The organism is Arthrobacter sp. Leaf69 (genome assembly GCF_001422645.1).
In the GTDB taxonomy this organism is placed as follows: Bacteria; Actinomycetota; Actinomycetes; order Actinomycetales; family Micrococcaceae; genus Arthrobacter.
Map to the genome: position 1 here is coordinate 42,103 of NZ_LMLR01000001.1, position 24,426 is coordinate 66,528.

24 protein-coding genes, 1 pseudogene and 2 riboswitches are annotated in these 24,426 nt (G+C 67.3%); of the genes and pseudogenes, 22 read left to right on the forward strand and 3 right to left on the reverse strand.

Going from position 1 to position 24,426, the window contains the following annotated elements:
- Positions 1-3: 3 nt before the first annotated feature.
- Positions 4-438, forward strand: coding sequence for a flagellar hook assembly protein FlgD (locus tag ASE96_RS00200; RefSeq protein ID WP_056424360.1), 435 nt, complete (start codon positions 4-6; stop codon positions 436-438).
- Between the two features lie 31 nt (positions 439-469).
- A complete protein-coding gene (locus tag ASE96_RS00205; RefSeq protein ID WP_056424363.1) occupies positions 470-1,633 on the forward strand; it encodes a flagellar hook protein FlgE in 1,164 nt (387 codons plus the stop codon).
- Positions 1,634-1,730: 97 nt separating this feature from the next.
- On the opposite strand, the pseudogene arr reads toward ASE96_RS00205, so the two are convergent.
- Positions 1,731-2,155, reverse strand: a pseudogene (gene arr / locus ASE96_RS00210) (NAD(+)--rifampin ADP-ribosyltransferase).
- Positions 2,156-2,216: 61 nt separating this feature from the next.
- Here arr and ASE96_RS00215 point away from each other — a divergent pair.
- From ASE96_RS00215 to ASE96_RS00280, 14 genes are all read left to right on the forward strand, one after another.
- Positions 2,217-3,215 (forward strand): zinc-binding metallopeptidase family protein, encoded by a 999-nt coding sequence (locus ASE96_RS00215; RefSeq protein ID WP_056424365.1) that lies wholly within the window; start codon positions 2,217-2,219, stop codon positions 3,213-3,215.
- Between the two features lie 123 nt (positions 3,216-3,338).
- Complete coding sequence (locus tag ASE96_RS00220) at positions 3,339-3,626, forward strand: flagellar FlbD family protein (RefSeq protein ID WP_056424367.1); 288 nt, start codon at positions 3,339-3,341, stop codon at positions 3,624-3,626.
- Between the two features lie 3 nt (positions 3,627-3,629).
- Positions 3,630-4,445, forward strand: a complete 816-nt coding sequence (locus ASE96_RS00225) for a motility protein A (protein WP_056424372.1) — start codon at positions 3,630-3,632, stop codon at positions 4,443-4,445.
- Complete coding sequence (locus ASE96_RS00230) at positions 4,442-5,269, forward strand: OmpA/MotB family protein (protein ID WP_056424375.1); 828 nt, start codon at positions 4,442-4,444, stop codon at positions 5,267-5,269. Before ASE96_RS00225 ends, ASE96_RS00230 begins: the two co-directional genes overlap by 4 nt.
- A gap of 88 nt (positions 5,270-5,357) precedes the next feature.
- Positions 5,358-6,254 carry a flagellar motor switch protein FliM gene (locus tag ASE96_RS00235; RefSeq protein WP_235500058.1) on the forward strand — a complete coding sequence of 299 codons (897 nt, stop codon included), beginning with the start codon at positions 5,358-5,360 and terminating at the stop codon, positions 6,252-6,254.
- Entirely contained in the window at positions 6,251-6,979 is a 729-nt protein-coding gene (gene fliN / locus ASE96_RS00240; RefSeq protein WP_056424381.1) for a flagellar motor switch protein FliN, read from the forward strand. The genes ASE96_RS00235 and fliN overlap by 4 nt, the downstream gene beginning before the upstream one ends.
- Positions 6,980-7,549: a flagellar biosynthetic protein FliO gene (fliO, locus tag ASE96_RS00245; RefSeq protein ID WP_056424384.1), complete on the forward strand. Its 570-nt coding sequence runs from the start codon at positions 6,980-6,982 to the stop codon at positions 7,547-7,549. It begins immediately after the preceding gene.
- Positions 7,546-8,412: a flagellar type III secretion system pore protein FliP gene (fliP, locus tag ASE96_RS00250; RefSeq protein ID WP_056424387.1), complete on the forward strand. Its 867-nt coding sequence runs from the start codon at positions 7,546-7,548 to the stop codon at positions 8,410-8,412. The genes fliO and fliP overlap by 4 nt, the downstream gene beginning before the upstream one ends.
- The gene (gene fliQ, locus ASE96_RS00255; RefSeq protein WP_056424389.1) at positions 8,409-8,684 is read left to right on the forward strand and encodes a flagellar biosynthesis protein FliQ; all 276 of its coding nucleotides are present in this window, start codon (positions 8,409-8,411) and stop codon (positions 8,682-8,684) included. Before fliP ends, fliQ begins: the two co-directional genes overlap by 4 nt.
- A 1-nt stretch (position 8,685) precedes the next feature.
- Entirely contained in the window at positions 8,686-9,444 is a 759-nt protein-coding gene (locus ASE96_RS00260; RefSeq protein ID WP_056424392.1) for a flagellar biosynthetic protein FliR, read from the forward strand.
- Positions 9,444-10,523: an EscU/YscU/HrcU family type III secretion system export apparatus switch protein gene (locus ASE96_RS00265; protein ID WP_056424395.1), complete on the forward strand. Its 1,080-nt coding sequence runs from the start codon at positions 9,444-9,446 to the stop codon at positions 10,521-10,523. Before ASE96_RS00260 ends, ASE96_RS00265 begins: the two co-directional genes overlap by 1 nt.
- A 37-nt stretch (positions 10,524-10,560) precedes the next feature.
- Complete coding sequence (locus ASE96_RS00270; protein WP_056424398.1) at positions 10,561-12,609, forward strand: flagellar biosynthesis protein FlhA; 2,049 nt, start codon at positions 10,561-10,563, stop codon at positions 12,607-12,609.
- A complete protein-coding gene (locus ASE96_RS19300; protein WP_056424401.1) occupies positions 12,587-13,678 on the forward strand; it encodes a hypothetical protein in 1,092 nt (363 codons plus the stop codon). Before ASE96_RS00270 ends, ASE96_RS19300 begins: the two co-directional genes overlap by 23 nt.
- A 74-nt stretch (positions 13,679-13,752) precedes the next feature.
- On the forward strand, positions 13,753-14,025 hold the full coding sequence (locus tag ASE96_RS00280) for a carbon storage regulator (RefSeq protein ID WP_056424404.1): 273 nt from the start codon (positions 13,753-13,755) through the stop codon (positions 14,023-14,025).
- A 60-nt stretch (positions 14,026-14,085) separates the two neighbouring features.
- Here ASE96_RS00280 and flgN read toward each other — a convergent pair whose 3' ends face one another.
- Positions 14,086-14,652 (reverse strand): flagellar export chaperone FlgN, encoded by a 567-nt coding sequence (flgN, locus tag ASE96_RS00285; RefSeq protein ID WP_056424407.1) that lies wholly within the window; start codon positions 14,650-14,652, stop codon positions 14,086-14,088.
- Positions 14,653-14,868: 216 nt separating this feature from the next.
- Between flgN and ASE96_RS00290 the strand changes: the two genes are divergently transcribed.
- Entirely contained in the window at positions 14,869-15,687 is an 819-nt protein-coding gene (locus ASE96_RS00290; protein ID WP_056424411.1) for a sigma-70 family RNA polymerase sigma factor, read from the forward strand.
- A gap of 209 nt (positions 15,688-15,896) precedes the next feature.
- Entirely contained in the window at positions 15,897-16,376 is a 480-nt protein-coding gene (locus ASE96_RS00295; protein WP_056424415.1) for a Dps family protein, read from the forward strand.
- A 74-nt stretch (positions 16,377-16,450) separates the two neighbouring features.
- Here the strand turns inward: ASE96_RS00295 and ASE96_RS00300 are convergent, their stop codons facing one another.
- On the reverse strand, positions 16,451-17,992 hold the full coding sequence (locus tag ASE96_RS00300; RefSeq protein WP_442853879.1) for an MFS transporter: 1,542 nt from the start codon (positions 17,990-17,992) through the stop codon (positions 16,451-16,453).
- A 217-nt stretch (positions 17,993-18,209) separates the two neighbouring features.
- Between ASE96_RS00300 and ASE96_RS00305 the strand changes: the two genes are divergently transcribed.
- The 4 genes from ASE96_RS00305 to gcvH all read left to right on the forward strand — a co-directional run bounded on the left by ASE96_RS00305 (position 18,210) and on the right by gcvH (position 24,285).
- On the forward strand, positions 18,210-18,749 hold the full coding sequence (locus ASE96_RS00305) for a TetR/AcrR family transcriptional regulator (protein WP_056426469.1): 540 nt from the start codon (positions 18,210-18,212) through the stop codon (positions 18,747-18,749).
- 299 nt (positions 18,750-19,048) lie between these two features.
- Positions 19,049-19,147, forward strand: a riboswitch (glycine riboswitch).
- Between the two features lies 1 nt (position 19,148).
- Positions 19,149-19,266: riboswitch (glycine riboswitch) on the forward strand.
- A 39-nt stretch (positions 19,267-19,305) separates the two neighbouring features.
- A complete protein-coding gene (gcvP, locus tag ASE96_RS00310) occupies positions 19,306-22,194 on the forward strand; it encodes an aminomethyl-transferring glycine dehydrogenase (RefSeq protein WP_442853870.1) in 2,889 nt (962 codons plus the stop codon).
- 12 nt (positions 22,195-22,206) lie between these two features.
- Complete coding sequence (gcvT, locus tag ASE96_RS00315; protein ID WP_056424421.1) at positions 22,207-23,355, forward strand: glycine cleavage system aminomethyltransferase GcvT; 1,149 nt, start codon at positions 22,207-22,209, stop codon at positions 23,353-23,355.
- Positions 23,356-23,901: 546 nt separating this feature from the next.
- Complete coding sequence (gcvH, locus tag ASE96_RS00320) at positions 23,902-24,285, forward strand: glycine cleavage system protein GcvH (protein ID WP_056424424.1); 384 nt, start codon at positions 23,902-23,904, stop codon at positions 24,283-24,285.
- The last annotated feature ends 141 nt before the right edge of the window (positions 24,286-24,426 follow it).

Genomic DNA, 24,426 nt, shown 5'->3' on the forward strand with positions numbered 1-24,426 from the left:
CTCATGACGATCCAGCCCATCGCCCCGCAGCCGGTCACAGCCGCGGGGGAGACCTCGCAGGCAGCTGCCGTGCGGGCACCCGTGCAGACCATGGATTCGGAGGTCTTTATGTCCCTCCTGGTCGCCCAGCTCAAGAACCAGAACCCGAGCGCGCCCATGGACACCAACCAGATGATGAGCCAGACCATCCAGCTCTCCATGATGGAAAAGATGCAGGAACTGACCACCAACAGCCAGGAAGGGTTCTCCCTGCAGATGCGGCAGGCCGCCGCCCAGCTGGTCGGCCAGTCCGTTGACTACACGCTCACTGACGGCACCACCGGCACGGGCATCGCCAGCTCCGTGTCCTACTCCGGAGCAGTTCCGACCGTCAAGGTTGGCGACCTCTCCATCCCCCTCGACTCCATCACCGGGCTCACCGCTCCGGCCGCTCCCTGACCAGTTTTCCACCCGTAGAAAGGCAGTTCCCATGCTCCGCTCGCTGTACTCCGGAATCTCCGGCCTCCGCGCCCACCAGACCATGCTGGACGTCACCGGCAACAACATCGCCAACGTCAACACGGCCGGCTTCAAGGCGTCCTCCACCCAGTTCCAGGACACCCTGTCCCAGATGACGCAGGGCGCCTCCGGCCCGCAGGCCGAAACGGGCGGCAGTAACCCCGCGCAGATCGGCCTCGGCGTCCGCGTCGCCGGTGTCAGCACCAACTTCGCCCAGGGCTCCTCGCAGAGCACCGGCCGCGCCACGGACATGATGATCTCCGGCGACGGCTTCTTCGTCACCAGCAAGGGCGGCCAGCAGCTCTTCACCCGCGCCGGCGCCTTCAGCCCCGACGCCGCCGGCCAGCTGGTCAGCCCCGACGGCGGCATCCTGCAGGGCTGGACGGCCGTCAACGGTGCAGTCAACACCGGCGGACCGGTCGGTGACCTCGCGCTGAACGCCAACAACCTGGTGCCCGCGGTGTCCACGAACGCGGTCACCGTGGACGGCAACCTGCCGAGCGAGGGCGGCACGCTGGAACGCGTCGTCAAGGTCTACGACGCCACCGGTGCCGAGCGGAACCTCACCCTCACCTTCACCGGGGCAGGCAACAGCTGGAATGTTTCCGGCGCGGATGCCAACGGCAGCACGGGAACGGCGACTCTGGGCTTCACCAACGGGAAGCTGACCAGCGGCGGCCCGCTGACGGTCGGCGGCATCACCGTCAACCTTCCCGAGGTCTCCTCCTTCGCGGGGATGACCTCCCTCGCCGTCAGCGGCCAGAACGGCTCCGCCGCCGGCAAGCTGGAGTCCTACACCCTCGGCAACGACGGCTCCCTGATCGGATCCTTCAGCAACGGCGTGAAGCAGGTCCTCGCCAAGATCGCGCTCGCCAAGTTCACCAACCCCTCCGGGCTGGAGAAGACCGGCGGCTCGTCCTACGTTGCCACGGCCAACTCCGGCGGCGTGCAGCTCGGCGGAGCGGGCGACGCCGGCATCGGCAGCCTCTCCGGCGGCTCCCTGGAAATGTCCAACGTGGACCTCTCCCAGGAATTCACCAACCTGATCGTCGCCCAGCGCGGCTTCCAGGCCAACGCCCGCATCATCACCACCTCGGACGAAGTTCTGCAGGAACTGGGCAACCTCAAGCGCTAGAACTAACGGAAGAGCTGGCCGACTCCTGAATGACTCCGGCCCGGGTCCGCGGAACAAAATTTGCGGACTCGGGCCGGGTCATCTTGGCGCCGCGATGTCAGTTGATTGCCTCGACGCCAAGCCGCTTGAGTTCTTCCAGATGGTTCCGCATTTTTGCAGCACCTCAGGGGAGTGCGGCTGCCAGTCCAAGACCTCGTCAACCACCCGCAGCGGCTCCCTGGTGCGGTAGGACCTCGTCGGGTTGCCCGGGAACTTCTGGTCCGTCAGATTGGGGTCATCCTCAAACGGGCCCGTGGGCTCCACGCGGTAGATTCTGCCCGGTCCCTCGCCGAGCCCCAGCTCCGCGCCCCAAGTAGCAGCATCGAGTGTGGCGGTCAGGTAGATGTAGTTCGCCCGCTTTCGCTCACCGAAATTCGAGCTATAGCCGGGTTCCAGCAAATCCCCCGGCAACAGGCGAGCCTTCGTGCCGTGGAAGAAGGGCCCGGGATCCTTGGCCCCGGATGGCAGAGATTCGTTGTCCATGCACGCCTCCTCGAAGTTGGGACCCACTCTAGCCCGGCGCAGGCAACGGTAGGATCGTGAGGTGAAAAAACAATCCTGCGGTGTCTGCGGCTCGGCCGTGTTCTTTGAAAATTCGGTCTGCCTGCACTGCGGAACGAACCTCGGATACCTGCGGGAGCTGCGCGCGATCGTCGTGGTGGACGGGGAAGGGCGTTGCCGGGACTCATCGGGCAAAGAGTGGTACATCTGCGCGAATCTGTTGCTCTCCGGCTGCACCTGGCTTGCCCCGACGAGCGGCGGCCAGTGCTTCAGCTGCGACCTCACACGGACCAGGCCCCACGACGGCGACGCCAAAGGCATCTCACAGTTCATTGTGGCTGAGCGGGCCAAGCGCCAGCTCATCTCCGAACTGGATGAGCTGGGCCTGCCGATCGTCACCCGTGCGGAGGATCCTGACAAGGGCCTTGCGTTCGACCTGCTGTCCAGCGTCCATGAGAACGTGGTCATCGGCCATGCCGCCGGAATCATCACCATTGACCTTGCGGAGAGCGACGACGCCTACCGCGAGAGGATGCGCGCCCAGCTCGATGAGCCTTACCGCACGATGCTGGGGCATTTCCGGCACGAAGTGGGCCACTATTTTGAGGACGCGCTCGTCTTCAGCCATGACGGGCTGACCCAAGAGGCCCGGGATCTCTTCGGCGACGACACCAAGGACTACCAGGCGGAGATTGACCGCCACTACTCCGAAGGCGCCCCTGCGGACTGGGAGCAGCGGTACATCTCCCGGTACGCCACCATGCACCCGTACGAGGATTTCGCCGAGTCCTTCGCCCACTATCTGCACATCTGCGACACCGTTGACACCGCCCGGGAATTCGGCCTGATCCCGAAGACACCGGAGGCCTCGTCGTTCTGCGACCTCGTGGAAACCGAATGGCTGCCGCTCTCGGTCGCGCTGAACCAGGTCAACCGGAGCATGGGAAAGGACGATCTCTACCCCTTCGTCCTCCCCAACGCGGTGATCGAGAAGCTTGAGTTCGTCCACGGGCTCCGCACGTCGGCGCAGGCCGCCTCCTAACGACTTGCCCGCCGCCTAACGAACAGGCCGCCTCTGCCGACAGTAGGAGGAGAACACACCCTCCCTTGCTGACCACGCTGAGCGGAACACCCGCTGAGCAGAAAACCAGAGCAGAATCGGCCCATGATCGTCGTCACACGCCTCAACGGAACGCGCTTCGCGGTCAATCCGGATCTGATCGAGCGCATCCACGAGAGCCCGGACACCCATCTGGTGACCCTCGACGGCGCCGCGTACGTGGTGCTGGAAAGCCTCGCAGAAGTTGTCGAGCTCATCGCCGACTACCGGGCGTACGTCCTGAGCAAGGCACGGGACTTTCCCGCCGTGACGGGATACCCGTTAAGCCTCGTGCCGCCGTCGGACCCTGAAGACGGCGGCCGCCGCCCCGCACCTGAGCCACCAAGAAAGTAATCCATGGATCCCGCAACAGTCATCGGACTGCTCCTCGCCTTTGGCTCCCTCATCGTGATGGTCCTGCTGGAAGGCGGCAGCCTCTCGTCGCTACTGCTCCCAGCCCCGATGATCCTTGTCTTCGGGGCCACCCTGGCCATCGGACTGGCCGGGAACACCCTCAAGGACGTCATCCAGGCCTTCAAAGCGGTGCCGGGGATGTTCATCGGGAAAACAGCGAAGCCGCAGGACAGCATCGACCAGATGGTCCGGTTCGCCGAAAAGGCGCGCAGCGAGGGCCTCCTGTCCCTCGAGGAGGAAGCCGCCAGCGTCAACGATCCCTTCCTGGCCCGTGCCCTGCAGAACATCGCCGACGGCACCGACGCCGAAGACCTCCGGATGCAGATGGAGGATGAGATCGACACGAAGGCACGCAGCGACCATTCCGCGTCGAAGTTCTTCGCGTCCCTTGGCGGTTACGCCCCCACCGTCGGCATCGTCGGAACTGTCGTCTCCCTGACCCACGTCCTGGAAAACCTGTCCCAGCCGGACGAACTGGGGCACATGATTGCCGCCGCGTTCGTCGCCACGCTCTGGGGCCTGCTGTCCGCCAACTTCATCTGGCTGCCGTTCAGCTCCCGCCTGGCGAGGCTGTCCGAACTGGACATTGAACGCCGGACGCTGCTGATGGAAGGCATGCTCGCCGTGCAGGCCGGCGCCCAGCCGCTGCTGCTCGCCGAACGTCTCCGTTCCATGGTTCCCGAACACCAGCTCAAGAGTTCCGGAAACGACCGCAAGGCACCGGCCGGCGACGCCGAAGCGATGGACAACGCCGCGTGAGTGGCCGCCGTCGCCCCCGCAAGAAACCCGAAGAGCACCACGTCGACGAACGCTGGATGGCGTCCTACATGGACATGGTCACGGTGCTGATGTGCCTGTTCATCGTCCTCTACGCCATGTCCACCGTTGACGCGAACAAGTTCGAGAAGCTCCGCAATTCCCTCGCCACCGGCTTTGGTGCGGTAGCGAGCGAAACAGTGGACACGGCCGAGGGCACGGTAGTCCCGCCGGAATTCGTGGACGAAAACCTCGAGGCCTTCGCCGCCCTGCCGTCGGCAAAAGCGACGGCGGCGCCCGACGCGCTCGAAGCGGCCTTGAAGGAAGTGGACCGGCTGCGGGCCCTGGAGGCGAAGATGAAGGCCGGCCTGAAGGCCGCCGGGCTCAGCGAGAATGTCGAATTCCAGATCGACCAGCGCGGACTCACGGTCAAACTGATCGGCTCCCAGACCTTTTTCGCACCGGACCGGCCGGAACTGACAGCGCGGGCCGCCCACGTCCTGAAAATAATCTCGCCCATCCTCGGACCGGCGGCCCTGGAGATCATGGTCGAAGGCCACGCCGCCAACGGCGTGACCTCCTACCCGTCTACCTGGGAGTTGTCCTCGGCCCGTGCCGTGAACGTCCTGCGCTACATGGTCGACCGCGGCGGCATCGCCCCGGCAACCATCGGCGCCGTCGCCTTCGGCTCCGCACGGCAGGTCAATGACGATTCCACGCCGGCGCTCATGGAGCGAAACCGCCGGGTGGACATCGTGATCATCTCGGACCAGCCCGACGTCGTCCGGGCACTCATCCCGGAAGTGCTCAAGCACAGCGAGAAATAGAGTCTGTTCTTGCCTGCTGTGTTGTGCCACTGCTTTTGCCTGTGGCCAACTGCTTACGACGGCGGATCCCTTGCCGATAGTGGCAACCGTGAGTGTTTTGGATGAGCGGGAAGTGGCACGGGAGCGGACGGTCAGCGTCTACGACTTCCGGCGCCCCGCAACGCTCGCCCGCGAACACAGCCGTGTCCTGGAGCTCGCTTTCGAAACCTACGCCCGGCAGTGGGGAACCCAGCTCACCGCTAAGGTCCGCGTTAAATCCGTGGTGCGGCTCGAAGACGTCAGCATGCTCAGCTACGACGAGTACGCCGCCTCCCTGCCCGCGGTCACCGCCATGGTGTTGTGCACGGTGGAGGGGCACGATTCCAAGCTCGTGGTGCAGTTCCCCGCCCCGGCCGCCCTCGGCTGGGTCAACCGCATGTTGGGCGCCTCGAACGACGCGCCCATGCCGGACCGCAAGTTCACCCAGATCGAACAGGCCCTGGTCAAGGGCCTCATGGACGAGGCCCTTGAAGACCTCGGCTACTCCCTGGGACCGCTGCTGAGCGAAACCGTCCGCGTGGACACCATCCAGTACAACTCCCAGTTCGCCCAGGCCGCAGCCCCCAGCGAACTGATGATCGTTGCGGCGTTCACCATGAACGTCGGCGACATGAGCGCCCCCGCCACCCTGGCCGTCCCCGCCAGCATCCTGCTGGGCCGGCTCAAGAAGGTCAACCCGACGGACAACCGCGGGGACGCCGCGGCACGCGTCACCGCCCAGCTGGAACGGGTCCCGGTGGAATTGTCGGTCCGGCTTTCGACGTCGTTCGTCACCCCCAGCCAGGTCCTGGGCCTCGCCGTGGGCGACGTTCTGACCCTGCCGCACATGGAAAACCGCCCGTTTGACCTCACCCTGGACGGCACCCGGCTCGCCACTGCCGCCCCGGCCCGCAACGGGTCCCGTGCGGCCGCCGTCATTGTCACAATCGAGGAGAATCACCGATGAGCATCACCCTGACCAGGCACGAATCGTCGGCGGAACGGCTCGTTGAGGAACTGCCGAGCCCGGTAGCGCTCAAGGTGCTGGCCCTGGTGCCGGCCCGTGCTGCCGCGCCCTACGCCCGCCAGGCCGTCACCGCGACGTTCGTCGGTTCTGTCACCGCCGACCTCGCGCTCATGTTGAGCGACCGCACCTTCCTCGACGAAGCGGCCGGCGGCATGTCGGGGAGCCAGCCCGGCGTCGTTTCGGTGACCGACGTGCTGCGCCCGGCGATGGAAAGCGCCAGTTCTGTCTTCGGCGCCGGCGTTCTGAGCGACCTGCGCGAGTCCGACGCCTCCGGGCTGCTTTCGGACCCCGACACCGCTGTCTTCGAACTGTCCGACGGCGTCAACGCCGCCGCCTGGTTCGCCGTCCGTCTCCGGGAGCACAGCACCAGCCAGGACCGCGCAGGGGACGTGTTCGCCGGCGGCGAGGCCGTTGCCGGCCGGCTGGGGCGGATCAACAACATCGAAATGGCCCTGACCGTGGAGATCGGACGCACCCGCATGTCGGTGCGCGACGTGCTCTCGCTCGAACCGGGAAAAATCATTGAACTCGACCGTTCCGCCGGCGCCCCGGCGGACGTCCTGCTCAACGGCCGGCTGATTGCCCACGGCGAAGTGGTGGTGCTGGACCAGGACTACGCGGTCCGGATCACCCGCATCCTCGATGTTGCCGAGGGGCTCAGCTGAATGGACGCACTGATCCTCGGGCTGCGGGTATTCGTGGCCCTGGGCGCGGTGCTGGGCCTCATGTGGTTGCTGCAACGCCGGCTCGGCAAAGGCACCGGACGGCGGCGGGCTGACCGCGCACTGACCATTGTCAGCCGGCAGAGCGTCGGCCAGAAAGCGTCCGTGGTGGTGGTCGACGCCGCCGGGCAGCGCTTCCTGCTGGGCGTCACGGAACACGCCGTCAACGTCCTGCACACCGGCGACATCCCGGCCGAAGCCGAAGAGCCGGCTGTGCCGGAAACCCGCCGCGGAGCCGGTGAATTCGCCCGAGTGCTGTCCGGCTTCGGCCCGCTGCACGGCGGACAGTCCGCCTTCGAGGAGCTTCCCGTCGAGGGCAGCGACGAGCCCGCCGGCCCCGACGCCGGAAACGCCCCGCTGTCCCGCCGCAGCACGCTGCACCGGGACTCCCATGCGCGGGGACCGGCGCTGCGCGGCAGCGCGTCCGGCCACGCGCCCCTGCACGGTTCAATCCTTGCCGGCTCCACGTGGAAGCAGGCCGCCGCCGCTCTCAGGAGCGGACGCCGCAATTGACCCGCTCCCTAGCTTCCCGCTCCGCCTCCGCGCGCCCTCCTGCCGTCGGACCGGCCAGGGCCATTGTCCTGGGCCTGGCCGCCGTCCTGTTCGCGGTGCTGCTGCTGTGGCTGAACGCCTCGGCCGGCCACGCCGCTCCCATCGACCCCACCCCGCCGGTAGCGCCAACTGATCCGGCGAACCCCGGCAGCGGAAGCGTCAACATCGAGATCAACGGACTGGACGGCAAACCGTCGACGGCGGTCCTGACCCTGATCGGCATCACCCTGCTCTCGGTGGCGCCGGCGCTGCTGCTGATGATGACCTCCTTTACCAAGATCTTCGTGGTGCTGGCCATGACCCGCAACGCGCTGTCGCTGCCGTCCATCCCGCCGAACCAGGTCCTCGCGGGGCTGGCCCTGTTCTTGTCGATTTTCGTCATGTGGCCGGTCATCAACGAGATGAACACGATCGGGATCCAGCCCTACCTCAACGGCACCCTGGACTTCAACGGGGCCGTCGGTGCGGCCAGCGGGCCGCTGCAGCAGTTCATGCTGGCCCACACGCGGGAAGAGGACATCGCCCTGATGTCCCGGGCCGCCGCAGCGGAAAATCCGGCCACCCCCGAGGCCGTTCCCATGCAGACCCTCATTCCCGCCTTCATGATTTCGGAACTGCGTGCCGCGTTCATCATCGGTTTCGTCATCTTCATCCCGTTCCTGGTGATCGACCTCGTGGTCTCCGCGGCCCTGATGTCCATGGGCATGATGATGCTCCCGCCGGTGATGATTTCGCTGCCCTTCAAGATCCTGCTCTTTGTCCTCGTGGACGGCTGGGGCCTGATCATCACCTCGCTGATCCAAAGCTATGCGGGCACCGGATGAACGCCAACGCCGTCCTGGACATCTGCCTCCAGGCCATGATCGTCGCGGCCAAGCTCTCCGCGCCTGTGCTGGTGACAGCACTCGTGGTGGGACTGGCCATCGCGCTGCTGCAGTCCATCACCCAGCTGCAGGAAGCCACCCTGTCATTCGTGCCCAAGGCCGCGGCCGTGGCAGTCGCCCTGCTGATCTGCGGCCACTGGATGATCTCGGAGATGGTGGCCTTCACCAACGACCTCTTCGACAAGATCCCGGCCCTGCTCGGAGGCCTGTGAGGTGGGCATACCGATCGACCCGACGTGGCTGGAAGCGGTTCTGCTGGCCACCGTCCGGATGACGGCATTCCTGATCGTGGCGCCGCCCTTCGCATACCAGGCGTTCCCCGGCCGCGTTAAAGCCATGCTCGGGCTCGGGCTCGGCCTGGCGGTCTCCCAGTGGGTGTCCGACGGCTACACGCCACGCGACACCGCCGGCTTCCTCACGGGGGTGGTCCTGGAACTCGTCACCGGGCTGGCCCTCGGCTTCCTGGTGCTGGTGATCTTCTCTGCCGTCCAGTCCGCCGGCAGCCTGATCGACCTCTTCAGCGGGTTCCAGCTGGCGCAGAGCTTTGACCCCCAGATGAACGTCAACGGCGCACAGTTCACCCGGCTGATGCAGATGGCCGCCCTGGCGCTGCTGTTCGCCTCGGACGGCTACCAGCTGGTCATCACCGGACTCACGGGCAGCTTCGTGGCCCTGCCGCTGGCCGGCGGTATCGATCTGGCCCAGCCGGTGCAGGCCATGACGTCGGCGGTGACCGGCATGTTCCTCGCCGCCGTCCAGATTGCCGGTCCGCTGGTGGTGGTGCTGTTTCTCGCAGACGTCGGACTGGGCCTGCTGACGCGTGTGGCCCCGGCGCTCAACGCCTTCTCGCTCGGCTTCCCGCTCAAAATCCTGATGACGCTGATGCTCGCCGGATTCATGTTCCTGGCGCTGCCCAGAATCGTCTCCAGCCTCGCAAACCAGGCCGCCAAGACAGTGCTGGGGGTGGGCTGATGTCGGATTCACAGGAAAAAACCGAAGAAGCCACCGACAAACGCATGAAAGAGGTCCGTTCCAAGGGCCAGCTTTCCCGCTCCCAGGACCTCACCGCGTGGGTGGGCGTCGGCGCCGCCGCCATCATGCTTCCGGCCACCATCGAACGCGCCTCCAGCGCCGCCACGGACCAGCTCTTCAGCGTCCGCGGCATTGTCGCGGCCCCGGAGCCGGGCAAGGCCGTGAAAGCCCTGGAGGACGGACTCGCCGCCATCGGCGGGATCGTCGGACCCATGCTGATTGTGGTGTTCATCGTGGTCCTCGCCGGGGCCGCGCTGCAAGGCGGGGTGCACATGAAGAAGTTCAAGCTGGACTTCGAGCACTTCAAACTGCTCAGCGGCCTGAAACGCGTCTTTGGCACCCAGGCGATCTGGGGCGGCGTCAAGGCGCTGCTGAAGGCCAGCGTGGTGGGTCTGGTCCTCTACAGCGTTGTGCAGGGGCTGGTTCCGGTCCTCCTGACGGCCGGAGGAATGCCGGTCTCCGGGGTGGTGCAGGCCGCGGGCGGTGGGATCGCCTCGCTGGTCCAGTTCGCCGTGGCGGCCGGCATCGTGCTGGCGGCGGCAGACTTCTTCGTCGTGATGCGCCGCAACCGCAAGAAGACCCGGATGTCCAAAAAGGAAATCCAGGACGAGAACAAGAGCAGCGAAGGCGACCCGCTGATCCGATCCCAGCGGCGGGCGCGGCAGATGGCGATGAGCAGGAACCGCATGATCGCGGCGATCGGCGACGCCGACGTCGTGCTGGTCAACCCCACCCACTTCGCCGTGGCGCTCAAGTACGAACCGGGAAAGTCCGCACCCCGGGTGGTGGCCAAGGGCTCCGGCCACATCGCCGCCAGGATCAGGGACGAGGCCGAGGCAAAGAACGTGCCGATGGTCCAGGACATTCCGCTGACCCGGGCGCTGCACAGCGCCTGCGAACTGGGCCAGGAAATCCCGGTGGACTTCTACCGCGCGGTGGCAGGGGTCCTCGCCTTCGTGATGTCGCTCAAGGCACGCGGCGCCGCCCGCGGCATGCACCGGATGGCCACCGCCCTATGAACACGTCTCCAGCCAACGTCTGTGAAAGGACCGCACCATGAAGAACAAGCTCGGTCCGCTGACAGTGCCCATCGGCATCGTCGGCATTGTGCTGCTGCTGATTGTTCCGGTGCCCGCGCCACTGCTGGATGTCCTCATCGTCTGCAATATCCTCCTGGCGCTCCTGATCCTTCTAACCAGCATGTTCGTGAAGAAGCCGCTGGACTTCTCCGTCTTCCCGTCGCTCCTGCTGGTTGCCACCCTGTTCCGGCTGGGCCTGAACGTCGCGTCCACCCGGCTGATTCTGGGGGAGGGTCACGCCGGACAGGTCATCGAGGCGTTCGGCCAGGTGACCGTGGGCGGATCCATGATTATCGGCGCCGTCGTGTTCCTCATCCTCGTAGTCATCCAGTTCGTAGTGGTCACCAAGGGTGCGGAGCGCGTGGCCGAAGTCGGCGCGCGCTTCACCCTCGACGCGATGCCGGGCAAGCAGATGGCCATCGACGCCGACCTCAACGCCGGGCTGATCACCGACACCCAGGCCCGGGAACGCCGCGCCGAAGTCTCGGCCGAGGCCGACTTCTACGGAGCCATGGACGGCGCCTCGAAGTTCGTCAAGGGTGACGCCATCGCCGGGCTCATCATCATTATCATCAACTTCGTCGGCGGCATCGCGATCGGCATGCTGCAGCGCGGCATGGAGATCGGCGACGCCGTGAACACCTACGGCCTGCTGACCATGGGTGACGGCCTCGTCACCCAGATCCCGGCCCTGCTCATGGCCGTCTCCACCGGTATGATCGTGACCCGTTCCAACGCGGAATCGGACATGGGCACCACCTCGTCCACCCAGCTGATGCAGTCGCCCAGCGCACTGATGATCGCCGGCGTTGCCGCCATTGCGATGGCCCTCATTCCGGGCATGCCGCCCCTGCCGTTCATCCTGGTCGGCGCCGGGCTGCTGTTCGCGTCGCGCCGGATCGCGGCGCAAAAAGTGCAGGAGGCGAAGACCCGGGACGCCGAGGCCAGCGCCCTCAGCCACCCGGAAATGGACCCGAACGAGAAGCTGCTCGAGGACATGCGTGTCCACCCGGTGGAGATCCTGCTCGCCCCGGACCTCGTGGACATGGTTTCCGGTGCCTCGGATGACCTGCTTGCCCGCGTGAGGTCCCTGCGGCACAAGATCGCCATGGAACTGGGACTGGTCATCCCTCCCGTCCGCACCAGGGACAGCGTGGACCTTCCCCCGGCAAGCTACTCGATCCGGATCGCCGGGGTCGAGGCAGGCAGCGGGACCGCCCCGAGCGGCCAGATGCTGGCCCTGGGCGACAGCCTCGACTCGCTCCCCGGTATCGCGATGATCGAACCCGTGTTCGGCCTGGCCGGGAAATGGATCCCGGCGGAAATGCGCCACAACGCTGAGATGACCGGCGCCACCGTGATCGACCGCGTCTCCGTCCTGGTCACCCACCTGTCCTCGATCGTCACGGCCAACGCCGCACGCCTGCTGTCCCGCGAGGACGTCCGGGTTCTCACCGAGGGCGTCCGCAAACAGAGCCCCTCCGCCGTCGACGAACTCACGCCCGCGCTGCTGTCCCTCGCCGAGCTGCAGCGCGTGCTCCAGGGCCTGCTGGACGAGCAGGTGCCCATCAACGACCTCGCCAGGATCTACGAGGCGCTTACGCTCCGCGCCAAGGTCTCCACCGACCCGGAATCACTGGTCGAATCCGCGCGGCAGGCCCTGGGCCCGGCGCTGACGGCCAAATTCATGGACGGCGCGGTGCTGAACGTGATCATGATCGACCCGGTCCTGGAGCAGCACATGCTCGAGGACATGCGCCCCGCCGAAGGCGGCAGCCAGATCGTGATGGGCCAGGACCGGCTGGACACTGTGCTCCGCTCGGTGCGTTCCGCCGTCGACTCCGCGGCCGCGGCCAACCGCCCGGCCGTGCTGGTCTGCGCGCCGGCGCTCCGCCCCGCAATCCGCAGACTCGTGGGAGCGCAGCCCGGCTCGGTGCCGGTACTGTCCTACCGCGAAGTCACTTCAGCCAACGTCCGGATCGAAACAGTAGGAGTCGTTCGCCATGCAGAACCGCTTTCGGCTTAAAGGCGCCTCGCTAGAGGAGATCCGCCGCAAGGCGGAACAGCAGCACGGCCCCGCCGCCCGCATCGTCTCCGCGGAGCGCGTCATCAGCCCCGGGATCGCGGGACTTTTCGCAGGCGACCGCTACGAGGCGATCATCGAGGTGGTCACGGGACATGAGGTGGTCACCGGTGAGGTGGTTCCCGAACCCGACATCCTGGCCGGGACCGACCGTCCCGGCGATCCGCCCGCGGGGCCGGCGCCCACCCACGAATTGCAGGGCGCCGCGATCGCGGCCCTGCTGGAGGAAGCCGACGCCACCGAATTGAGCCTGCACCGGCCCGGTAACTCCGGACTTTCCACGGAGTCCCCGGACTTCGCCGAACTGCTCCAGCAGCTCGGCGACGGGCTGCGTGGCCCGGCCGGCACCCCTGCCGCGGAAGCGAAGGCCGGCGCCTCTGCATCTGCCGCGGCCGCTGGCGCTGCACCGTCGCCGTCGCCGTCGCCGTCGGCGACGGCGGCGGCGGCAGCGGCGCCGGCCGTTGCACCGGCCACGCCGGAGGCTCCTGCTGCACCGGTGGCTCCGGCGGTCCGGTTGCGGGAGTCCGTGCCTGTGCCGCTGAGCGGTACCGGCGATCTGGTGGTGCTCATCGGGCTGGATGACGACGCCCTGGACACCGCCCTGGCCATGTCCACCGCAGTCGGCGGCGCCGACGTGCGCACAGCCGGGAAGTTGTCCGCCTACGGCCATCTGCACGTGGACGGACGCCAGGCCGCGACGGCGGCCCGCGCCCACGCCGTCATGACGGACCAGACCGTCCTCGTGGCCTTCGGCCTGGGGAAGGCCCGCGACGCCCTCGCGAGGCTCCAGTCCGTCGCCGCGCTGTCCGCCGACCAGCTGTGGGTGGTGGTCGACGCCGGGCGCAAGCAGGAGGACTCCGCGCGCTGGGTGGGTGTGCTCGCCGCGCAACTGGACATCGCCGCCGTCGCAGTCGTGGGGGCGGCCGACACCGCCACCCCGGAAACCGTCAACACGCTGGGACTGCCGGTGGGCTGGATCGACTCCGGCCAGGCCCGCTCGGTCAGGATCTAAGATGCGAGGCACGAACCAACTGCGAGCGGCAGGATTCGTCACCGGCTCCGCGCAGCGAAGGGTAGATTGAGAGGATGCTGGTACTTACACGCAAGCCGGGCGAACAGATCATGATCGGCGACGGGATCGTCATCACGGTTCTGGAAGGCCGCGGCGACGGTGTTCGGATAGGCATTGAGGCCCCCCGCGGGGTTCCGATCCAGCGCCGCGAGGTCATCGAGGCGATTGCCGCGGCGAACCTGGCGGCGGCTGAAGCCGGAGCAGAGGCCGGGCAGGACGCGGAGGACGCGCTGCGCGGGCTCCTGCCCCCGGCCCCGGCCCCGAAGCCGGCCCGCTCCGCGGACTAAGCGCCGGCGCTTAACCCCCGAACGGGCACACGCAGACGCGTCACGCACAGACAGTCGCAGTCAGCCGCGGTTGCCGCCCAGAAACTGCTCCAGAAGGGGCTGGGCCGTCCGGCGGACCAGCGCTAGGGCGCGCTCAATGTTTCCCGCCGTCGTCAGCTGGTCAAGAGTCCCCGCAGTGTCCGCGGGCAGGGTGGCAGCGGCGTCGCCGTTGCGCGTTCCGGCGGCCGCGCCGGACGCGACCGGCCGGCTCAGGTTGCGCAGCGTGTCCTCGTTGGCGAGAGCGGCATCGTTGAGCTGCCGGAGCAACGCGCGCAGGCCGTCCAGATGATCCTGCAGGACCTCGGCCCAGGCGCCAGGCGGTGCCCCCGCGGCGAGCTCGTTCAGGGTTGCCTGGGCGGGCAAACCCCACTCGGCCGCCACCGCGGCCGACTCGACACCCCGGGCCAAAGCCTCAAAGCGCAGGCGATCAAGGACGCTCTCCACTTCGGAGGCCGTGAAGCTCAACCACTGGACGTTGCCGGCCAGGACATGGAGCCGCTGCGTCTCCAGTCTGAATAAGAGCAATTCCAACTGACGGCGCTCCTGCCAGAGAGCTGCCGAAAGATCACCTGCACCCATGGGCCCCATTCCCCTTGCCGCCCCGGCCGAGAAGCCTTACCGCATTTTCAGCCAAGCTTTTCCCTGAGGTTACACGCAGAGCGCGGATCAGGTGATAGGTTTCGACTTGGGTGCTGCGCCCGGGTTTTTAACACCGACTTCCATGGGGGGAGCACGGGGCCCATTTCGGGTGCGGCTCCCGCTCGTTTAAGGCTGCCGGATCCTGTCTCATGGGGGGACACTCTATTGAATCGCGTGGAACGCAACGAGATGGTCACACAGCATCTTCCGCTGGTGGGCTACCTCGTCTCAGACTTGTGCTCAAAGGCGTCACACCTTTCCCGCGATGACCTGGCGTCTGCGGGCGCCATTGCCCTGATCACCTCGGCGGACTCCTTCGACCCGGACCTCGGCGTGCCGTTCGGTGCCTTCGCGCGCCGGCGGATCCTGGGCGCGTTCGCGGACGAGATGCGCGCCAGCGACTGGGCCACCCGCTCGGCGCGGCGCCGGATCAAAGAAACCATGTCGGTCCAGGAAACCCTCGCCGCTGCCCTCGGACGCACCCCCAGCGTCGACGAGATCGCCGCAGCCCTGGGTGTGCAGCAGAGCGTCGTCGAGGCAGCCCTCGCGGACGCCTCCCGGACCCTGACGCCACTGGATGAAGCCGTGGTCGACACGCTGGCCGCGGAGACCCTGACCCCCGAACATTCCGTACTCGCGGACGAGCGGCTTCAGTACCTCCGCGCGGCGGTTAAGTCCCTCCCGGAGCGGATGCGTTACGTCGTCGAGGAGATCTACTTCGGCGACAGGACCGTCAAGGATCTGGCAGCGGAACTTGGATCCACCCACGCCGCCGTTTCCCAGCAGCGCGCCGAGGCCATCCGGCTCATGCGTGACGGCCTCACCGCGCACTACTCGGACGATCCCGGGCAGGGTTTTGAGCCGCAGTCCCGGATCACCCCCAAGCGCCGTAATGACTACCTCGCCCAGCTGGCAGAGACCACCACGGGCGGATTCACGCGGGCCATCTTCCCGCAGGGGCCGGTGCTCAACGAGGCCGTCTAAACGGTTCCCGGACGCACCCCCCGGCAAGTAGTAAGCCGACTTAGTAAGCTGACCGAGAAATTATCGGCGGAGCGTCGCGGTCCCTCCCGGCGCTGGGGTAGCGTCGGTAGCATCGGATCTGGCGGTACCGGACGAACCAGCAGTGGACTCACCAGCATCGGTTCAACCGCAACGCGGCGCGACGGTACCGGAACTACTCAGGAGGACGCATGAAAGCAACACCAACGCTCACGACGAACCTGCAGGCAGTGCTCGTGGACCTGATCGAACTTCACGTTCAGGGCAAGCAGGCGCACTGGAACATCGTCGGGACGAATTTCCGGGACCTCCACCTGCAGCTGGACGAGATCATCGACTCGGCCCGCGCTTTCGCGGATGACCTGGCGGAGCGCATGCGCGCCCTTCACGCCCTCCCGGACGGCCGGAGCTCCACGGTGTCCAAGTCCACCTCGCTCGCTGAGTTCCCGGCCGGTTTGATCAACACCAAGGACGCCATCGAGCGGATCGTCGCAGCCCTCGAGGCCGCCGTCGGTACCATGCGCAAGGTTCACGACGCCGTGGACGAGGAAGACCCCACGACGGCGGACCTGCTGCACGAATTCATCGCCAAGTTCGAGCAGTACGCCTGGCTGGTCAACGCCGAGACGATGCGGGCCAACACCAGCGTCACCACGGCGGACAGCAAGTAACGTCCGACGGCAACGTCAGCGCCCGGCGCCGGTTCCCACCGGCGTCGGGCGCTTTGGCGTTTAACCCCTCGGGGCTACCGGGCCGTCGGCACCTTGCGGAGGACGACGGCGGCGAGGACTGACGCTCCCGCCATCAGGACGAGCGCGATGGCCGCCGTGATGTGGACGCCCGAGTCAAAGGCGGCCCGGGCGGCCGTCATCACCGCGTCGGCCAGCGGTCCCGGCAGTCCCTGGGCCAGCTCGACGGCGCCCGCGAGGGTCTCGCCGGCCTGGGCGGAGGCCTCCGCGGAGGCAGCCTCGGCGGCGCCGGCGGGAAGCCGGAGGTTGCCCTGGTAGGAGGCCGTCAGGATGGAGCCCAGGATGGCGGTGCCAAGCAGGGAGCCGATTTCATAGCCGGTCTCCGAGATCGCGGCCGCGGCACCGGATTTATCCGCGGGAGCGGCGCCGAGGATCAGGTCGTTGGAGATGGTTTCCGCGGCGCCGACGCCGAGGCACAGCACCAGCAGGGCCGCCAGCAGCAACGCCGGGCCGTTGCCGTGATCGCCGAAGGCCACCACGAAGTAGCCGGCTGCGCTCAGGAGCAGCCCGCCGGCCACCACAAAACCGGGGCGGACCTTCTTCACCAGCGGCACCACCAGCAGCCCGGCCGCCACAGTGGCGATGAGGGCGGGGATCATGGCGACGCCTGATTCCGAGGGCGATTGCCCCTCAAGCAGCTGCAGGTGCTGGGCGAGGAACAGGATGAAGCCGTTGAAGGAGAACAATGCCAGCACGTTGGCGATGATGGCGGTGCTGAAGACCGGGTTGCCGAAAAGGCTGATATCCAGCAGGGGAGCGGGGCGGGTCCGTGCCCCGGCGGCGCCTTGTGCCGGGGCTGCTACTGCCGGACTGTTCTGTGCCGGGGCTGCCGGCAGCAGGTGCCGCTGGCGCCGGATGAAGACATAGCCCATCAGCAGGCCAAAGCAGATGGCGGCCAGCGGTTCCGCGGCCGGTCCGTGGGTGGCCAGGATCTTGATGCCGTAGACGACCGGCACCATCACCAGCAGGGACAGGATGATGCTGGGCACGTCCACCCGTCCCGGGTTCGGGTCGCGGGATTCCGGAATCAGGGCCGGACCGAGGATCAGCAGCGGGAGGATGATCGGCGCGGCCACGAGCAGGACGGCGCCCCACCAGAAGTTCTCCACCAGCCAGCCGCCGAAAATCGGGCCCAGGGCGGCGCCGCCGGAGAAGCCTGCGGCCCAGATGGCCACGGCCAGCCGGCGCCGGTTGGGCTCGGGGAAGATGTTGCGGATCAGGGACAGCGTGGAGGGCATCAGCATGGCGCCGAAGAAGCCCAGCCCGGCGCGTCCGGCAATCAGCCATTCGGCGCTCGGGGCGAACGCGGTGGCCGCCGAGACGGCGGCGAAGCCTGTACTGCCGATGAAAAGCAGCCGGCGGCGGCCAATCCTGTCGCCGAGGCTGCCCATTGCCACGAGCAGGCCGGCGAGGACCAGCGGATAGGCGTCGACAATCCAGAGCAGCTCCACACCGGTGGCGTCGAGGCTGCGCGCGATCGCCGGCAGGGCAAAGGTCAGGGCGGTGTTGTCGACGGCCACGAGCAGCACCGGGAACATCAGCAGCGCCAGCGCCAGCCAGTCACGCCACGGCGCGCGCGGTGCCTGGCCGGATGTTGCCCCGGTGGGCGTTTTTCCGACCGCGTTGGTGACAACCGGGCCGGTGCTGTTGCGGGTGATGGAAGTGTTGCTCATGCGCTTAACTGTACCGTCTGGACGGTACAGTTAGGAAACCCGGCGTTAAGAAACGCTTCCGCCACGGGGCATGATGGAACGCATGGCCAGAAAACCCGTCGCCCGCGAAGCCGTCCTTGACGCGTTCGAGTCCCTGCTGATTGAAGAGGGTGAGCGGGCCGCGACCCTGGATGCCGTGGCCCGGCTGGCCGGGGTCTCCAAGGGCGGGCTGCTCTACCACTTTCCCAACAAAGAAGCGATGATCTCGGTCCTGCTGGAACGGCTGGACCGGCTGCTGGCCGAGGACCTCGCTGCCATGGCAGCCGCACCGGAAGGCGCCGCGGCGTTCTTCATCAAGTCCTCGGTCTGGGCGGACACGCCGCTGGACCGGGTCTTTGTCGCCGCCACCCGACTCGCCGAAGTGGCCCACCAGGAAACCCTGCGGCGGATGGCCGCCGTCCAGGCGTCCTGGCTGGAACTGCTGGCGGCCGACGTCGGTCCCGCCATGGCCAAGCCGGTCCTCTATATGGGGGACGGGCTGTACTTCAATGCCATGCTGGCGCGCGGGCCGGGCGGGCCGGATCCGGAGGTCGGCGCCGACGTCGAAAGTCTCCTCACCGCCCTGGGGCGGCTCCGCGGCTGAGTCGGCTCAACACATGACGCTCCCGCACGTCTGGCGGGTCAACACAGGACGCTCCCGCACGTCTGGCGGGTCAACGCAGAACGCTCCCGCACGTCTGGCGCGAGAGAGTTTGGGAACTTCAGTCGAATGCGTCGGAGCGTTTGGGAAACTTCAGCCGGATGTGCGGGAGCGTCTGTCGTGGGCCGACGGCGGCTCCGGCGCGTAACGCTCGCGCGGCCCCGGTTCGTTGGTTTGCGGACGCGGGCCGGGCGTAGGACAATGAGAGCTGTGACTGTTGTCACGCCAAGTTAATATGCCTTTGATCTGCGGCGGGAGAGTTCTGCTTGTAGGTACAAGCAGGCGCCGTAGGAGCAAACCCTCCCCAGGAATCTCTCAGGCCCATGTACCGCCGCGGCAAGGCAACTCTGGAAAGTAGCAGGCATGTCTTTTGACTTGCTGTGCTCACCGACGGTGCAAGCGGAGCCATGCGAGAGCACGGCTACGCGGAAACTCTCAGGTCCAATACAGAGCGGGGAGGAACCCGAATCAATGTGGCGTACCCTGCGCCGCCTTAGTTATGGAGTTCCTTGTGACTGTTACCTCAGCCTCCACGTCCTTCGTTGACCGGCACATCGGCGCACGCCGTCAGTCCGACGTCGACGCCATGCTGAAGGCTGTCGGCTACGACACCGTCGACGCCCTCGTGGACACCGCCGTTCCCAAGGACATCCGGCAGGACTCCCCGCTGGCGCTGGGCGCGGCGCTCAGCGAAGTCGAGGTCCTGGCTGAGCTGCGCCAGCTGGCCGCGATGAACAAGACCGCCGTCCAGATGATCGGCCAGGGCTACTACGACACCGTCACTCCGGCCGTCATCCGCCGGAACATCCTCGAAGCCCCGGCCTGGTACACGGCCTACACCCCGTACCAGCCGGAAATCTCCCAGGGCCGGCTCGAGGCGCTGCTGAACTTCCAGACCATGGTCCAGGACCTCGTCGGCCTTCCGATCGCCAACGCCTCACTGCTGGACGAAGCCACCGCCGTGGCCGAGGCCGTGCTGATGATGCGCCGGGCCAACAAGAATAAGTCCGCGCACGACGGCAAGACCGTCCTCGACGCCGACTGCCTGCCGCAGACCATTGCGATCGTCAAGGGCCGCGCCGAGGCCCTCGGCTTCGAGGTGGAGGTCGCTGACCTCTCCAAGGGACTGCCCGACGGCGTCATCAACGGCGTCGTCCTGCAGCAGCCCGGCGTCTCCGGCCGCGTGTTCGACCACACCGCCGTGATCGCCGAGGCCAAGGAACGCGGCGCCCTCGTCACCGTCGCGGCGGACCTCCTCTCCCTGACCCTCCTCACGTCCCCGGGCGAGCAGGGCGCCGACATCGCCGTCGGCTCCGCCCAGCGCTTCGGCGTCCCGCTGTTCTTCGGCGGCCCGCACGCCGCGTACATGGCGGTCCAGAAGGGCCTCGAGCGGTCCATGCCCGGCCGCCTGGTGGGCGTGTCCAAGGACAACGCCGGCGTTCCGGCCTACCGCCTGGCCCTGCAGACCCGCGAGCAGCACATCCGCCGCGAGAAGGCCACGTCCAACATCTGCACCGCGCAGGCGCTGCTGGCCATCGTCTCCTCCTTCTACGCCGTTTACCACGGCCCGGACGGCCTCAAGGCAATCGCCGAGACCACCCACGGACACGCCCGGACCATCGCGGCCTCGCTCAAGGCCGCCGGCCTGGACGTGCTGCACACCTCCTTCTTCGACACCGTCACGGTCTCGGTCCCCGGCAAGGCAGCGGACATCGTCGCCGCCGCCGAGGCGAAGGGCATCAACCTGCGCGGCATCGACGCGGACACCGTCGGCATCTCCACCGATGAAGCCACGACGGCGGCCATCGTCGCCGACGTCGTCGCCGCCTTCGGGGCGACGGTGGCTGACTCAGTAGAAGGCTTTGCCCTGGATGCCGCCGTCGAGCGCACCTCCGACTACCTCCAGCACCCGGTCTTCAACACCCACCGCTCCGAGACCCAGCTGCTGCGCTACATCCGCCGCCTTTCCGACCGCGACCTCGCCCTGGACCGCACCATGATCCCGCTGGGCTCCTGCACCATGAAGCTGAACGCCACGGCCGAGATGGAAGCCATCTCCTGGCCGGAGTTCGCCTCCATCCACCCCTTCGCCCCCGAGTCCCAGACCGCCGGCTGGCGTGAACTGATCACGGACCTCGAAGCGCAGCTGACCGAGATCACCGGCTACGACCAGGTGTCCATCCAGCCCAACGCCGGATCCCAGGGCGAGCTCGCCGGCCTGCTGGCCATCCGCGGCTACCACCACTCCCGCGGTGACGAGCAGCGCAACATCTGCCTCATCCCGGCCTCCGCGCACGGCACCAACGCGGCCTCCGCCGTGCTCGCCGGCATGAAGGTGGTCGTCGTCGCCACCGCGTCGGACGGCACGATCGACCACGCGGACCTCACCGCCAAGATCGAGCAGCACCGGGACGCCCTGTCCTGCATCATGATCACCTACCCGTCCACCCATGGTGTGTACGACGCCGACGTCCGTGAAGTCTGCGACGCCATCCACGCCGCCGGCGGCCAGGTCTACATCGACGGCGCCAACCTCAACGCGCTCGTCGGGCTGGCCCAGCCGGGCCTGTTCGGCGGCGACGTCTCGCACCTGAACCTGCACAAGACCTTCTGCATTCCGCACGGCGGCGGCGGCCCCGGCGTCGGCCCGGTCGCGGCCAAGGCGCACCTGGCACCGTTTATGCCCGGCAACGCCGCGGATCCGGCCAACGGCGAAAGCGGCACGCCGATCTCCGCCTCCCGCTACGGCTCCGCCGGTGTGCTGCCGATCTCCTGGGCGTACGTGAAGCTCATGGGCGGCCAGGGCCTGACCGAGGCCACGAAGTCCGCCCTGCTCGCGGCCAACTACATCGCCTCCCGCCTGAACGACTTCTTCCCGGTGCTCTACACCGGCGAGGGCGGACTCGTGGCCCACGAGTGCATCCTGGACCTGCGCGAGCTCACGGCCAAGACCGGCGTCACCGCCGAGGACGTGGCCAAGCGCTTGATCGACTACGGCTTCCACGCCCCCACCCTCGCGTTCCCGGTGGCCGGCACGCTGATGGTCGAGCCCACCGAATCCGAGGACCTCGGCGAGATCGACCGGTTCATCACGGCGATGATCTCCATCCGTGCCGAGATCGACCAGGTGGCCCACGGCGACTTCGCCGTGGAGCACAGCCCGCTGCGCAACTCCCCGCACACCGCCGCTGCTGTCATCAGCACCGACTGGACCCGGAAGTACCCGCGTGAACAGGCCGTTTTCCCGGTCCACACGCTCAAGCAGGACAAGTACTTCCCGCCGGTCGGCAGGATCGATGGCGCCGCCGGCGACCGCAACCTGATCTGCTCGTGCCCTCCACTCGAAGCCTTCGAAGACCACTCCGACGACTCCGCCTCTGACAGCTAAGGACAGCCACCGATGACTGAGAACTACACGGCCCTTTACGAAGAGCACAAGAAGCTCGGCGCCTCCTTCACGGACTTCGGCGGCTGGCAGATGCCGCTCAAGTACAGCTCCGAACTCGCCGAACACCACGCCGTCCGCAAGTCCGCGGGCCTCTTCGACCTCTCCCACATGGGCGAAGTCTGGGTCACCGGCCCGGACGCCGCGGCGTTCCTGGACTACGCCTTGGTCGGCAAGATCTCCGCGATGGCGATCGGCAAGGCCAAGTACTCGCTGATCTGCAACGAGGACGGCGGCATCATCGACGACCTCATCACCTACCGGCGCCCGGCGGGGGCCGGCAACACTGATAAGTTCCTCGTGGTTCCCAACGCGGGCAACGCCAAGGTCGTGGCCGCGGCCCTGGCCGAGCGGGCTGAAGGCTTCCAGGTCACCGTCCAGGACGCCTCCGCCGAGATCTCGCTGATCGCCGTGCAGGGTCCCAAAGCCCAGGAAATCCTGCTGCGCCTGGTTCCCGCCGCGCAGCACGAGCTCGTCACCGGGCTGAAGTACTACGCTGCGGTGGAGGTTCCGTTGATGTTCGGCGGCACCAGCCAGGAACTCCTGCTGGCCCGCACCGGCTACACCGGCGAGGACGGCTTCGAGATCTTCGTGTCCAACGGCGACGCCGCCGCTCTGTGGCAGGCGCTCGTCACGATCGCCGAGGACGGCGAGCTGACGCCCGCCGGGCTGGCGTCCCGCGACTCGCTCCGCCTCGAGGCGGGGATGCCGCTCTACGGCAACGAACTCTCCCTCGAAGGCGACCCGTTCGCCGCCGGGCTGGGCCCGATCGTCGCGCTGTCCAAGGAAGGCGACTTCGTCGGCAAGACCGCCCTGGCCGCCAAGAAGGAAGCCGGCGCCGGATCCACCACGGGCCGCAAGCTCGTCGGCCTCAAGGGCCTCGGACGCCGGGCCGGCCGCGGTCACTACCCGGTCCTCAAGGACGGCAACGTCGTCGGCGAAGTCACCTCCGGCCAGCCCAGCCCGAGCCTCGGCTACCCGGTCGCGATGGCCTACGTCGACGTCGAGTTCACCGAACCCGGTACCGCCCTGGACATCGACCTCCGCGGTAAGGCAGAGCCGTTCGAAGTTGTGGCACTGCCTTTCTACAAGCGCCAAAAGTAGCCCGGCTGGTCCCGGGGCTGCGTGACTATGGTTGCGTTAGCCCGTCGGGTCCGACATCCTCTGCATGCTCGGTCGCGAAGACGCCCGCTGGGCGGACGTGACGCTCCCTTAGACGCATGCTGCCGGATGTCGGGCCCGAAGGGGCCCTGCTCACCTCGGGTGCAACTCACTTCCAGTCCCAGGCGTCATTGGGGGCGCCTTTGAAAACCAAAGGTGCTGGAGGATGAACCACCTACCGAGGGTCGGCCATAAGAGATTTCGAAGGGCCACGGTTCCTTTCCGGAACTGGGGCCAGTCAGACACTGTTGGCTCCCGGAACTGAACTGGCTGCTAGCGGCGGGGGCGCGGCATCCGGAAGCGTGCGTCTAAGCGAGTGCCCCATCGTCCGGGTTCCCTGACCGAGCTTGCGAGGTTAGGGGGACGGTGGGGTGTACGAGCGAGCACGCGGAGGATGGCGAACCCCGCCGCGTAACCCAGCCACGGTCCGTACGTAAGCCAGCCACAATAGATTTAGCACCAAGACCACTCCGAGACTTAGGAAAAAACATGGCAAGAGTTGCCCCTGAACTGCAGTACTCCGACGAGCACGAGTGGGTTGCGCGGGAGGCCGGGAACGTTGTTTCCATCGGCATCTCCGCCGTGGCCACGGACGCCCTGGGCGACATCGTCTACGTGGACCTGCCCGAGGTGGGCGCCACGGTGACCGCGGGGGAGACCTGCGGCGAAGTCGAGTCGACCAAGTCCGTCTCGGACCTGTACGCCCCCGTCACGGGCGAGGTCACCGAAACCAACCCCGCCGTCGTCGACGACCCCTCCCTGATCAACAGCGATCCGTACGGCGCAGGCTGGCTCTTCAAGGTTGCCGCCGAATCGGACGGTCCGCTGCTCTCCGCCCAGGAATACGCGTCCAAGAACGGTGGCGAACTGTGAGCGCGGCTCGGACGGCAGGTTCACAGACACTGACGTTTGAGCAGGTAATCTCCCCGAGCCTGGACGCGGACCTGTCCGCTTTGGATCCGGAGATCGCCGCGAAGATCGACGCCGAACTCACCCGCCAGCGGGACGGCCTGG